General features: G+C 62.8%; 10 protein-coding genes and 1 other RNA gene. 4 read left to right on the forward strand and 7 right to left on the reverse strand.

Going from position 1 to position 13347, the window contains the following annotated elements; translation table 11 throughout:
• The 4 genes from B5F88_RS11640 to smpB all read right to left on the reverse strand — a co-directional run.
• Window positions 1-1348, reverse strand: a 1348-nt coding sequence (locus B5F88_RS11640) for a hypothetical protein (RefSeq protein WP_343286466.1), incomplete at its 3' end; no start/stop codon positions are given.
• 84 nt (window positions 1349-1432) lie between these two features.
• Window positions 1433-1780, reverse strand: a transfer-messenger RNA (tmRNA) gene (ssrA, locus tag B5F88_RS11645).
• Window positions 1781-1832: 52 nt separating this feature from the next.
• Window positions 1833-2354 (reverse strand): peptidylprolyl isomerase, encoded by a 522-nt coding sequence (locus B5F88_RS11650; RefSeq protein WP_087346117.1) that lies wholly within the window; start codon window positions 2352-2354, stop codon window positions 1833-1835.
• A 24-nt stretch (window positions 2355-2378) separates the two neighbouring features.
• Window positions 2379-2852 (reverse strand): SsrA-binding protein SmpB, encoded by a 474-nt coding sequence (gene smpB / locus B5F88_RS11655; RefSeq protein WP_087346121.1) that lies wholly within the window; start codon window positions 2850-2852, stop codon window positions 2379-2381.
• A gap of 198 nt (window positions 2853-3050) precedes the next feature.
• On the opposite strand from smpB, the gene B5F88_RS11660 reads away from it, so the two are divergent.
• The 4 genes from B5F88_RS11660 (at window position 3051) to B5F88_RS11675 (ending at window position 9877) form a co-directional block, all read left to right on the forward strand.
• Window positions 3051-3938 (forward strand): D-alanyl-D-alanine carboxypeptidase family protein, encoded by an 888-nt coding sequence (locus B5F88_RS11660; RefSeq protein WP_087346124.1) that lies wholly within the window; start codon window positions 3051-3053, stop codon window positions 3936-3938.
• Window positions 3938-5635 carry an O-antigen ligase family protein gene (locus B5F88_RS11665; RefSeq protein WP_087346130.1) on the forward strand — a complete coding sequence of 566 codons (1698 nt, stop codon included), beginning with the start codon at window positions 3938-3940 and terminating at the stop codon, window positions 5633-5635. The genes B5F88_RS11660 and B5F88_RS11665 overlap by 1 nt, the downstream gene beginning before the upstream one ends.
• A gap of 4 nt (window positions 5636-5639) precedes the next feature.
• Entirely contained in the window at window positions 5640-7727 is a 2088-nt protein-coding gene (locus tag B5F88_RS11670; RefSeq protein ID WP_087346133.1) for a WG repeat-containing protein, read from the forward strand.
• 158 nt (window positions 7728-7885) lie between these two features.
• Window positions 7886-9877: a toprim domain-containing protein gene (locus tag B5F88_RS11675; protein ID WP_087346136.1), complete on the forward strand. Its 1992-nt coding sequence runs from the start codon at window positions 7886-7888 to the stop codon at window positions 9875-9877.
• Between the two features lie 57 nt (window positions 9878-9934).
• Here B5F88_RS11675 and B5F88_RS11680 read toward each other — a convergent pair whose 3' ends face one another.
• From B5F88_RS11680 to B5F88_RS11690, 3 genes are all read right to left on the reverse strand, one after another.
• Window positions 9935-10771, reverse strand: coding sequence for an NYN domain-containing protein (locus B5F88_RS11680; protein WP_087346139.1), 837 nt, complete (start codon window positions 10769-10771; stop codon window positions 9935-9937).
• A gap of 22 nt (window positions 10772-10793) precedes the next feature.
• The gene (locus B5F88_RS11685; protein WP_087346144.1) at window positions 10794-11954 is read right to left on the reverse strand and encodes an amidohydrolase; all 1161 of its coding nucleotides are present in this window, start codon (window positions 11952-11954) and stop codon (window positions 10794-10796) included.
• 160 nt (window positions 11955-12114) lie between these two features.
• The gene (locus B5F88_RS11690; RefSeq protein ID WP_087346147.1) at window positions 12115-13347 is read right to left on the reverse strand and encodes a trypsin-like peptidase domain-containing protein; all 1233 of its coding nucleotides are present in this window, start codon (window positions 13345-13347) and stop codon (window positions 12115-12117) included.

Raw genomic sequence — 13347 nt, forward strand, 5'->3', positions numbered from 1 at the left:
ACGTGGCGCTGGGGGTAGGCGTCGGCGTAGGGGTCGGTGTCGCGCTGGGGGTGGCGCTGGGCGTGGGGGTGGTCTCCGGCTCAGTTGCGCCCAGCGGGTGGGCGGCAACGCCGGAGGCGTCCAGGGTGTAGAAGGTGGGCACGGAGTTCTCCGTCACATACCACACCACACCGTCCCCGTAGGGAATGGGCTGGCAGTCGGACAGAGGGGCGGCGGCGGTCTGGACCCCGTCGCCGGGCACGCCGCTGGCGTCATAGGTGACATAGTTCAGGGTATCGCCGCTCTTGTCGTTCCACAGCAGATAGCCGCCCTCCAGCCCGGTGGGAGCAAGAACGGGAGTATTGCTGCCGGCGGAGTTGTTCAGCTTGTACTGCAGGCCCTTCCCGGTGGCCTTGTCCATGTACTGGAAGTACACATACCGGTCGCCGCCTCCGCCTACGCCGTCGTAGTTGAAGGTCATGACGTAGCCGTTGGTGGTCTCCTCCAGACCGCCCACCGAGGCGCCGGTGGTATTGTCACCGATGCTCCCGGCAAAGGTCTGCAGATCCATGTTCCAGCACCAGTCATAGCCGCTGCCGGAGAACTTGCCGGTGGAGGCGTTGGAGTAGTAGCCCACCATCACCGCGCTTCTGGGATAGGCGTCCCCGTGGTCCAGGGCCAGGATCTTCCCGTCCTCGTCCACCAGAATGAACTGGTTGAAGGAGTGGCTGACATAGCCCAGGCTGATGTTCATGACATCGTAGAAGGAGTCGGTGATGGTCATATCGCTCTGGCGCACCGCCATGGTCAGGTTGGCCTGGTGGTTGAGGCCGTCGTCGCTGGTATACATCTCATGGCAGGTGCGGATGTACAGATAGTCGCCATACTCGTCGCACCGCAGGGAGCCGGCGTCAAAGGGAATGGTGGTTCTGGCGCCCTTCAGGCTGGCCGCCCCCAGGCGGTTCCAGTTCTTGTCGTACTTCACCACCCGGATGACCTCGGTGCTGTCGCTCTCGGCGGCGTTACTCTGGCCGAACACCAGGAAGTTGTAGCTCTCCCCGGCGAAGAAGCCGCCCCAGATAGGCAGCTCCGGCTGAATGGTGCGGCTGTCCAGGAACGCAAACGAGGCGCTGTAGTTTTCCACCACCACCTGGCCGCCGGTGTACTCCACCCGGGTGAGGCCGCCGCTCTCATTGGCGTAGAGGTAGGAGGTCACCGGGCTGCTCCATCTGCTGTAGTTCTGTCTGTTGATGTTGCTGCTCTCTGCCGGCCCGCTTCCCGCCGCCAGGGTGGCGGGAAACAGGGACAGAACCAGGGCCCCGGCGCAGAAAACCGCGCCCGCCCGCTTCAGGCGATTGGTTTGCTTCATGCTCATCCCTACTTTCCTTTCTCTTCTGTTGTACCGCCGATATGGAAAAGAGCCAGACAAACCAAACGGTTTATCTGGCTCTCCTGGTGGAGGCGGGGGGAGTCGAACCCCCGTCCGAAAACGCTTCCGCTGGAACTTCTCCGGGCGCAGACGGTCATTTACATTCCCTCGCCCTGGCGTAGGCCGTCAAACTACAGGGTTTGGTAGCTTCATTGTTCATGGTGCGCTCAAAGCTTTGCGCACACACGTGCACCACTAAACGACGCCCCATCCCGGACCGTGGTCCTTCCGGGTGGGACGGTCACGGCTTAAGCCGCGACAAGCTCAACGTTATCGTTGTTCTTTAATTTATAAGTTGCCCATTTTTCGGATGCTGGGCGCATCCGCCCGCTATTCCAGCCTCTACGTCCCCGTCGAAACCAGTACGCCCCCATGAAGCGGCGCGGCTTGCCGCGCCGCTGAAATGGAAAAACTGGTATGCTGGTCAGCACTTCTCCGGAGCGGGATAGTCCACACCGAAGGTCTCCACGGTGACCGACTTCATCCGCTGGTCCTCGTAGGGCCGGTCCATCCGGTCCCGCTTGGTGTTCACAATGGCGTCGGCCACCTCCATGCCCTCGATCACCTTGCCGAAGGCGGCGTACTCGCCGTCCAGGTGGGGGGCCTTCTCCACCATGATGAAGAACTGGCTGCCGGCGGAGTTGGGGTGCATGGCACGGGCCATGGACAGCACGCCCCGGTCATGCTTCAGGTCGTTCTTCACCCCGTTGTGGGCAAACTCGCCCTTGATGGAGTAGCCCGGGCCGCCCATGCCGGTGCCGTCGGGGCAGCCGCCCTGGATCATGAAGCCGGGAATGACCCGGTGGAAGATCAGGCCGTTATAAAAACCGGCGTTCACCAGGCTGATGAAGTTATTCACGCTGTTGGGCGCCACCTCGGGGTAGAGTTCGGCCACCATCTTGCTGCCGTCCTCCATCTCAAAGGTGACGATCGGATTCTGAGCCATGGGATATCCTTCCTTTCTGTTGTATCAGTAGCCGCCCCGGCGCTGGGTCTTCATCGCCCGGTCCATTTCCCGCTTGGCGTCCTTGGCAGCGGCGGCGTCCCGTTTGTCATAGAGCTTCTTGCCCTTGGCCAGCCCTATCTCCAGCTTCACCCGGGGGCCCCGGAAGTAGATGGACAGGGGAACCAGGGCGTAGCCGTCCTGCTTCACTTTGGCAAACAGCCGCAGGATCTCCCGCTTGTGCATCAGCAGCCGGCGGGCGCGCAGGGGGTCCTTGTTAAAAATATTTCCCTTCTCATAGGGGCTGATGTGCATGCCGTGGACGTGCATCTCCCCGTCCTTGACGATGCAGAAGGAGTCCTTCAGGTTGACGTGCCCCTGACGGATGGATTTGACCTCGGTACCGGCCAGCTCAATGCCCGCCTCGTACTTATCCTCGATAAAATAGTCGTGGTAGGCCTTGCTGTTCTTCGCCACTACCTTGAGCCCTTTTCCCTCCATGGAGCCGCCTCCCTTCCGGGACAAATCCCTGGAAGTTTATTATACCATGCCTGTCAATAGGTATAAAGTGTCGTGAGAAGAAATTATTTGGCAATATCCGTCATATTAGGTTGCTGTCCTAAATAATATCTGCTATGATACAGTTACACTTTACTCTGTAAGCGTAAGAATATCTGTTTCAGCGAGGGGGCGCGTCCCATGGGCAGGGCGGGAACCAAAAAGAAGAAAACAGCCCGGAGCAGCACAAAGCCCGGCCGGGCTGTGACGGCGGCCGTTCTGGTCTGCCTGTGCGCCGCCCTGGCGCTGGCTCTGGCCGTCATCCGTCCGTGGCAGCGCCGAATCAGGCCGCCGGAGGATCTCACCGCCACCAGCCTGCTGGTGCTGGACGGCACCGGCGGCGTTATGGCCCAGGTGGAGGCCGACACCCCCCGCTCCCCCTCCAGTCTGACCAAAATGCTCACCCTCTATCTGATCTTCGACGACCTGGACGCGGGCAAGTTTACCCTGGAGGATACTGTAACGGTGACGGGCGAGATGGCCACGGCCAACGGCTCCAAGTACGGCCTGCGCCCCGGCCAGGCGGTGACGGTGGAACAGCTGCTGGCCGGGGCGATCCTCAACAGCGGCTGCGACTGTATCCAGGCCCTGGTGTCTCTGTCGGCGGACAGCGAGGAGGCCTTTGTGGAGCGGATGAACCAGGCGGCGGAGGAGCTTGGGCTGGAGGGCTCCCACTTTTCCAACGCCACCGGACTGGACGCCGCCGACCACTACATGACCGCCCGGGACCTGGGCACCCTGGCCCGGCGGCTGGTGGAGGACCACCCGGAGTATCTGGACTACTCCTCCCAGGCGGAGCTGGAAATCGGCGGTCTGGAATTCCGCAACCTGAACCGGCTGGTGGGGGCCGACCCCCGGGTGCTGGGGCTCAAGACGGGCACCACCCGCATCGGGGGCAACAATCTGGTGACCTACGCCAGGCAGGGGGAGGAGAGCTGCTACATCGTGCTGCTGGACAGCGTCAGCGAAACCCGGCGGTTTGCCGAGACCCAGGAGCTGCTGGACCTGGTATTTGGAGGGGAAGGCTGATGGCAACCAAGGGTAAAAAAAGCGCCCGGACTCCCAAAGGGGCCGGGCCCCGGGTCAATACGCCGCTGTTTTTCCTGCTGGCGGCCCTGCTGCTGCTCTTCGGCGGGTACTATGACTTTCTGGTGTTTGCCGCGGCCGCCATTCTGGCGGTGCTGCTGGCCCTGCAGATCCGCCGGACAGGCGGGCTGACGCTGCCCAGGGGGCCCGTCCCCTGGCTGCTGCTGGGGCTGGTGCTGTGCGCCGGGCTCACCCTCCCGGCGGCGGTGAGCCCAGGCATGGCCCTCACCGGCGTGCTGCGGTGGCTGGCCGCGCTGCTCTTTTTCCTCTACGCCGCCACCTTCACCCAGGAGGAGCGGGGGCTGATGCTGGACAGTGTGGCCTGGCAAGGGGCCATCATGGGAGGCATTTCCATCTGCCTGTTTCTGGGCACCCTGCTCACCGGCGGCCAGGACGCCAACGGCCGCATCGACGGGTTCTTCCAGTATGCCAACACCTACGCCCTGTTTCTGCTGGTGTGTCTGGCCCTGCTGGTTGGCAAAAACAAGCGGCAGCGGCTGGACTGGACTGCCATGGCGGTGCTGCTGCTGGGGATCTTCCTCACCGGCTCCCGGGGCATCTTTCTGCTGCTGGCGGCGGCGGGCCTCTGCTGGGCCATATACCGGCTGGCGGTAAAAAAACAGGTCCGCCCGGTGCTGATGGGGGCCGCCGGGGTGCTCCTGGCGGCGGTCCTGGCGGTGGCCCTCAGCGGCGGCATGGTGCTGGACCGGCTGGAGGCCATCACCCTGGAGTCCTCCAGCCTGAACGGACGGCTGCTCTACTATCTGGACGGGCTGGAGCTGCTGGCCCAACATCCCTTCGGGGTGGGCCGGGGCGGCTACCTCTATCTCCAGCCCATCGTGCAGACCGGCCCCTACATCCTCAAATCCATCCACAACGAATACCTCCAGGCCGCGCTGGACGGTGGGATCCTGTCCGGCGTCCTGCTGCTGGCCCTGGTGTACGTGGTGGTGTTCCACCGGGACACGCCCCTGCGGGAGCGGGCGGCGGCAGCCCTGCTGGGGCTGCACGCCTGCATCGACTTCGATTTTCAGTTCTTCGCCATGCTCTGCCTGCTGCTGCTGTGCGGCGTGGGGGGCGAGAGGCGGACGGTGGCGGTCAAAAAGCCGGCGGTCCTGGCCGCCGGCGGGGTGCTGGCAGCGGTATTCGCCTGTTTCACCCTGCCCTACGGGCTCTCCTTCTTCGGCAACAGCCGGGGGGCCTACGCCCTGTGGCCCTTTGACCTGTCCCTGGCGGAGGAGCGGCTGCAGGCCTGCGCCGATCTGGAGGAGGCGGGAGAGATCGCCGACGCCATTTTGCGCCAAACCAGCCTGTCCATGCTGGCCTGGGACTGCAAATTCGCCCAGGCGGCGGCTGAGGCGGACTACCCCGCCATGGCGACATACCGGTATCAATACTTACAGCTCAACCCCTACCGCCCGGAGGTCTATCAGGAGATGACCACCCTGCTGGAAAACGCCTGCGTCCAGGCGCCGGAGGGGCTGGAGCTATATCAAACGCTGGCAGAACAGACCGCGGTGCTGTTGGAGGAGGTGTACGCACGCACAAGCCCGCTGGCCTACAAAATCGCAGATGCGCCCGATTTTTCGTTCCGTCCCGCGCTTTTGATACGATTAGAAACAATTACAGAAGAGAGGTAATGTTATGCGTTGGAACAAGAAGCTGCTCTCCGCCCTTCTGCTGGTGGTCATGCTGCTGACGACGGTGCTGCCCGGCGCCGCCGCCGCGGAGCTCTCCGCCACCTATGAGAAGGCCAGCTACTACGACATCGCCACCACCGCCTACTCCCGGATGCTCCTGTTCCAGAACGGGGTCACCCCGGCGGCCGACTCCAAGGATCACTACGGCCTCATCGACGCCACCGGCGCGGTGAAGGTTCCCTTCCAGTACGACCTGCTGGAGTCCACCGGCGGCGGCTACTTCATCGTAACCCAGGGCGAGCAGATGGGCATTATGGACAGCACCGGCAAGATGGTCCTGGCCCTGGGCGACAACTACATCCAGATGAACAACCAGGTCATCAGCGTGGCCGACCAGGACTGGAACACCACCTACTACACCGCCGACATGAAGCCCTCCACCGAGAGCGCCTACTACGGCGAGAGCAGCGGCTCTGTGGAGATCGAGGGCTACGGCTGGGTGGAAGAGGTGGCCTCCGGCTACTATGTGGCCTACGCCCAGGAGGGCGGCGTGGCCCTGCTGAACAGCAGCCACCAGGCCGTGGTGCCCGCCGGGCAGTACGGCTCTCTGACCCTGGCCGGAGTCTCCAACGGGATGCCCTATCTGGAGGCCAGCAGCGAGGATTACACCCAGACCTGCATCATTGACGGCACCGGCAAGGTGATCGTCCCCATGGGCAGCTACTCCTATGTAGGCGGCGTCAGCCCCAACGGCAAGATCTCCGTGTGTACCTGGACCCAGGGCGACGACGGCAGCCGCTCCAACTTTGTGTCCAAGCTCTACGACCTGACCGGCAAGGAGGTCCAGAGCTGGACCGACCGGGAGGTCAACACCGAGACCTACTTCCGGGATCTGGCCTTCACCCTGGACGGCGAGAAATATGGCACCATGGACGAGAGCGGCAAGACCCTGGTGCCCAACGAGTTTGACATGCTCACCTCCGCCGGCGACCTGAGCAAGGTGGTGGTGGGCAACGAGAATCCCGCCGACGAGTGGTCCTACATCCTGGGCATGTACTCCGCCGACGGCCAGAAGATCCTGGACGTGAAGTACAGCGAGCTCAAGGCCCTGGGCGGCGACTACTTCCGAGTGTATGACGGCGCCCACTACGGCATTGCCAACGGCTCCGGCCAGTTCACCGTGCCCCTGTCCTATCAGCAGCTGCGGGTCTACTGCCGGGACTTCATTGAAGCCGTGAGCGACAACGGCGGCTCCAAGGTTATCAATGTGGAGAACAAGGAGATCATCCCCCAGTCCACGGAGGAGCTGTACGTCTACAAGGATTACAACACCTTTGATTACAACTATTTTGATTACACCAACCTGGCCCCCTCCTACGACGGGTATGAGGGCACGGTGCTGCCCTTCCGGGTCAAGACCGCCAGCGGCTATGAGACCTACTATGTGGACTACACCACCGGCCAGTCCCTGGGCTCCCTGCCGGTGCTGGCCTCCAACATCACCTCTGACGGCCGTTTCGTCTACCGGGACAACGCCACCGGGCTGTACGGCTTCGGCCAGCTGACCCAGGGCAGCTTCTCCAACCCGGACGCCCCCGCCAGCGGCGCGGGCAGCACGGTGCAGCCCCAGAACGTGGCCTACGCCACCAGCTACTCCATCCTGGTGGACGGCAAGGCGGTGGAGTTCAAGGCCTACGCCCTGAAGGATGCCAACGGCAACGACACCAACTATCTGAAGGTGCGGGACGTGGCCTACATCCTCAACGGCACCCAGGCCCAGTTCAACGTGGACTGGGATGGCGCCGCGGGCAGCATCGTCCTGCAGACCAAGACCCCCTACACCACCGCCAACGGCTCCGAGATGAACAGCTCCTTCACCGGCAACCAGCCCTACCAGAAGAATCCGGCCACCGTGCTGGTGGACGGCGTAAAGACCGACTTTGACGCCATCACCCTCACCGACGCCGGCAACTCCGGACACACCTACTTCAAGATCCGGGATCTGGGCAAGTACCTGGGCTTTGAGGTGACCTGGGACAGCGCCCAGGGCGCCATCGTCATCGACACCACCAAGCCCTACAGCGGCAACTGAGCAGCCTTTTCCAGCGGGCCGCCGGAACAATCCGGCGGCCCGCTGGCCGTTGGGGGACACAGGCTGTCTTTTCCTCCACATTTCTTGACAATTTAGGCGAATTTGCGATAGTATAATAAAATTGGAATTTGAATTTGGAAAGGTGCGAGAGAGAGCCCATGGCTAAGACGACTTCCCCCAAAGGCTACGGCAACGACTCCATCTCCTCCCTGAAGGGGGCCGACCGGGTGCGCAAGCGCCCCGCCGTGATCTTCGGCTCCGACGGGCTGGAGGGCTGTGAGCACGCCGTCTTTGAGATTTTATCCAACGCCATTGACGAGGCCAGGGAGGGCCACGGCAATGTGATCACCGTCACCCGGTACGCGGACAAGTCCATCGAGGTGGAGGACTTCGGACGGGGCTGCCCGGTGGACTGGAACGAGGCCGAGCAGAAGTACAACTGGGAGCTGGTGTTCTGCGAGCTGTACGCCGGCGGCAAGTACAACAACAACTCCGGTGACAACTACGAGTACTCCCTGGGCCTCAACGGCCTGGGCTCCTGCGCCACCCAGTACGCCAGCGCCTGGTTTGACGCGGTGATCCACCGGGACGGCTATGAGTACACCCTCCACTTTGAGAAGGGCGAAAACATCGGCGGGCTGAAAAAGGAGCCCTATACCGGCAAAAAGACCGGCTCCAAGTTCCGCTGGCTCCCCGACCTGGACGTGTTCACCGACATCGACATCCCGGTGGAGTACTACCTGGACGTGCTCAAGCGGCAGGCGGTGGTCAACGCCGGAGTCACCTTCCGGTTCCGCAACCAGGTGGGGGGCAAATTTGAGACCACCGACTTCCGGTATGAAAACGGCATTGAGGACTACGTGAAGGAGCTGGCGGGGGAAAATCCCTTGACCCAGCCGGTGTTCTGGCAGACCGAGCGCCGGGGCCGGGACCGGGCGGACAAGGACGAGTACAAGGTGAAGCTGTCCGTGTCCTTCTGCTTCTCCAACACGGTGCAGGTCATCGAGCACTACCACAACTCCTCCTGGCTGGAGCACGGCGGCTCCCCGGAGAAGGCGGTGAAATCCGCCTTTGTGGGGGGCATCGACGCCTGGCTGAAGGCCCAGGGCAAGTACCAGAAGAACGAGAGCAAGCTCACCTGGGCCGACGTGGAGGACTGCCTGGTGCTGGTGAGCAACAACTTCTCCACCCAGACCTCCTACGAGAACCAGACCAAAAAGGCCATCACCAACAAGTTCGTCCAGGAGGCCATGACGGAATTCCTCCGCTCCCAGCTGGAGGTCTACTTCATCGAAAACCCCTTTGACGCCGCCAAGATCGGCGAGCAGGTGCTCATCAACAAGCGCTCCCGGGAGAACGCCGAGCGCACCCGGCTGAACATCAAGAAAAAGCTGTCGGGCAATGTGGACATCTCCAACCGGGTGCAGAAGTTCGTGGACTGCCGGACGAAGGACACCACCCGGCGGGAGCTGTATATTGTGGAGGGCGACTCGGCTCTGGGCAGCGTCAAGCTGAGCCGGGACGCCGAGTTCCAGGGGATCATGCCGGTGCGGGGCAAGATCCTCAACTGTCTGAAGGCCGATTACGCCAAAATCTTCAAAAGTGAGATCATCACCGACCTGTTGAAGGTGCTGGGCTGCGGCGTGGAGGTCCACGACAAGCACGCCAAGGATCTGGCGGAGTTTGACCTGATGAATCTGCGGTGGAACAAAATCGTCATCTGTACCGATGCCGACGTGGACGGATTCCAGATCCGCACCCTCATTCTCACCATGCTCTACCGCCTCACCCCCACCCTGATCCAGCGGGGGTATGTGTATATTGCCGAATCTCCCCTGTACGAGATCACCTACAAGGAAAAGACCTGGTTCGCCTACTCCGACGCGGAGAAAAACGACATTGTCAACGGGGAGCTGGCGGGGAAAAAGTGCGCCATCAACCGCTCCAAGGGTCTGGGCGAGAACGAGCCGGACATGATGTGGCTCACCACCATGAATCCGGAGACCCGCCGGCTTATCAAGGTGATGCCGGAGGACGTGGAGAGCACCGCCCGGGTGTTCGACCTACTGCTGGGGGACAACCTCCAGGGCCGGAAGGACCACATCGCGGAAAACGGATACAAATACCTGGAGCTGGCCGATATCTCCTGACCGGCCCGGAACAAAAACAACGGCGCCCGCTGCCATGGCAGCGGGCGCCGTATTGCTCTATTTCCGGGCCTTGTCCCGCACATAGATGTGCTTGACGTGGGGCAGGCTGGTCTGACGCACATCCACCTCAAACCGGGGCAGATAGCGCACCAGCTGGGTCAGCTTAGAAAAGCCAAAGTTCCGGGGATCGAAGTCGGGCTGCTTTTTCACCAGCAGGTTGCCCAGATCCCCCATGAAGGCGTAGCCGTCCTCGTCGGCCATGGTCTCCACCGCGTCGGCGATCAGCTCCACCACCGCCTTGGGCACCTTGGACTCCGGCTCAGGGGGCTCGGAGGCCGGCGCCGGGGCGAGAGCCGCCCCCTCCTTCTTTTTGGCGGGCTTTTTGGTCTTGGGGGCCTTCTCCTGTTTGGGCTCCTCCCCCTTTACCTCCTCCGCCTTGGCCTTTTCGGCGGCGGAGCGGATGACTTCGATGTACACAAACTTGTCGCAGGCCACGATGAAGGGGTTGGGGGTCTTGCGCTCTCCCATGCCGTACACCTTTTTCCCCGCCTCCCGCAGGCGGATAGCCAGGCGGGTGAAGTCGCTGTCGCTGCTCACCAGCACGAAGCCGTCCACCTGGCCGGTGTACAGAATGTCCATGGCGTCGATGATCATGGCCGAGTCGGTGGAATTCTTCCCGGTGGTGTAGCCGTACTGCTGCACGGGGGTGATGGCGTTCTCCAGCAGCAGGGGCTTCCAGGAGGCCAGGTTGGGGGTGGTCCAGTCCCCGTAGATACGCTTGATGGTGGGGGTGCCGTACACCGCCACCTCCGCCATCACGTCGCCGATGGCGGAGCGGGGGGCATTGTCCGCGTCAATAAGCACCGCCAGGCGCAAATCCTTCTGTTCCGCCATAGATTCTCCCCTCTCCACTCCTTCAACATTCTTTGGCAACCTGTTTGCCGTCAATAAAGACCGCCTTGATCCGCCCGTTCCAGTCAAAGGGATGACCGGTGGTCACCACCACGTCGGCGTCCTTCCCCGGGGTCAGGGAGCCCACCCGCTTGGAAATTCCGGCAATTTCCGCCGCAGTGGAGGTAATGGCCGCCAGGGCGGCCTCCTCCTCCATGCCTCCCCGCACCGCCATGGCGGCGCACAGCGGCAGGTACTGGATGGGCGTCTCCGGGTGGTCGGTACAGATGGCCACCTTCACCCCCGCCCTGGCCAGCAGAGCCGGGTTTTCCAGGGTCTGACCCACCAGCTCCGGCTTGGAGCGGTCGGTGAGACAGGGGCCGGTGATCACCGCCGCCCCCTCCGCCGCCAGCAGGTCCGCGATCTTGTATCCCTCGGTGCCGTGGACGATCACCTGATTCAGACCAAATTCCCGGCTGATGCGCACCGCCGTGGCGATATCGTCCGCCCGGTGGGCGTGGAAGTGGGCGGGCAGCTGGCCCTGCACTACCGGCACCAGAGCCTCCAGCTTGGCGTCAAAGTCGGGCATCTCCTCCTCCGGGTCCTCGTCCGCCTTGGCCTGCTTGTCCTGGTACTCCTGGGCCTTGGACAGCTGCTCCCGGATCAGGGCGGCGGTGGCCATCCGGGTCACCGGGGTCTCCTTCCGATCATTATACACCGACTTGGGATTCTCCCCCAGAGCGAATTTCATGGCCACCGGAGCCTTCACCACCATCTCGTCCACCCACCGTCCGGTGGTCTTGACCGCCAGAAACTGCCCGGCGATGGGATTGGCCGAACCGGGACCGGTGAGTACGGTGGTCACGCCCCCCTCCCGGGCCTCCTGAAAGCCCCGGTCCAGAGGATTCACCCCGTCAATGGCCCGCAGCTGAGGAGTACAGGGGTCGGTGGACTCGTTGCCGTCGTCGGCCTCAAAGCCCAGGGAATCCCCAAACAGCCCCAGGTGGCAGTGGGCGTCCACAAAACCGGGCAGAATGTGCCCGCCCTCCGCGTCCAACCCCTCCACCGGGCCATGCAGCTCCTCCATGGAGCCCACCGCAGTGATCTTTCCATCCTCAAAGGCCACATATCCCCGGGAAATGACCGGGCCATCCATGGGATGAACTGTGCCGTTAAATATAATCATCTAACCGCGCCTTTCGACAAAACTTCTCATTGACAAAATATGGAAATTCAGCTATGCTTTAGGTACAGCTTATCCAATCGTGTGTACGATCCATTTCCAACGATCCATTCTCCCGCAGACATCCAATGCCTGGGCGCCTCCTTTGGAGGCGCTCCTTTTTTTATGTCTCCAGGGTGTACTGCTCCACCAGGGCCACGTCCCGCTCCAGCCAGACGCCGTCCCGCCAGAGCCGGAGGGAGAGCACATCCCCCGCCTCCAGGCTGTCCTTGACTGCCATCAGATCGTCGGTAACCGACACCTTGACCCCGTTGGCCTCCACGATGATGTCCCCCACCTGCAGCTTGCCGTCGGCGTCGGAGCCGGGCCGGATGGAGTCCACCCGCACTCCGGCGGGCTCGCCCTCGCCGTCGGCCTCCACCGTCATCACGGTGATGCCTATGGTGGGCCGCCCAGTGACCACCCCGTGGGCGATGAGCTCATCCACCACGGTTTTCACGGTGGAGGTGGGAATGGCAAAGCCCAGGCCCTCCACGGTGCTGTCATAGGACTCCATCTTCAGGTTGGTAATCCCGATGACCTGGCCGTGGTCGTTGATGAGAGCGCCGCCGGAGTTGCCCGAGTTGAGGGCGGCGGTGGTCTGGAGGAGCACCATGGTGTAGCCGTCCACATACACGTCCCGGTTGATGGCCGAGATGATCCCGTCGGTCATGGTGCCCCGCAGCTCCTCCCCCAGGGGGTTGCCGATGGCCAGCACCGTATCCCCCACCTGGAGGGCGGAGGAGTCCCCGAACTGGGCCGGGGTAAGGCCGCTGGCCCCCACCTTAAGCACCGCCAGATCGGTCTGCACGTCATAGCCCACCAGCAGAGCCGGATAGGTCTCCTCGTTCTGGAGGCACACCTCCACCTCACTGCACCCCTCGATGACGTGGGCGTTGGTGATGATATAGCCGTTTTCCGTCATCACCACGCCGGTTCCGAAGGCCATGCCGTCCGGCGCGGTGCCCCAGATGCTGACGATGGAGGAGATGTTCTCCTGATAGATCTGCTGAAAGCTGTGGGGCGCCTCCGCCCCGGCGGGCACAATGGTCAGGGTGGTGCCGTCTCCGGTGGGCGCCCGCTCCACCGTGGTCTTTGCCGTTACCTCTGTGGTTTGCTGGCTCTCCCAGGAATCCGGATCTCTCCACTCCTCCTGGTGAAAGTTGGCCTCGCTGTCTATATCGCCCAGGCGATAGAGCGCCACGCACAGCAGGATCACCAGCCCCAGCAGCACCGCCAGCACGCACAGAAAGGGCACCAGCACCCCCCTGTCCCGCCGGGGCGGCCGCTTCGGGTCCGGCGGAGCCTGCCACGGTGCCGGCGGAACGTCATTTTGCTGGTAATAATAACCCCGCAT

It is taken from the genome of Flavonifractor sp. An306 (genome assembly GCF_002159455.1).
In the GTDB taxonomy this organism is placed as follows: Bacteria; Bacillota; Clostridia; order Oscillospirales; family Oscillospiraceae; genus Flavonifractor.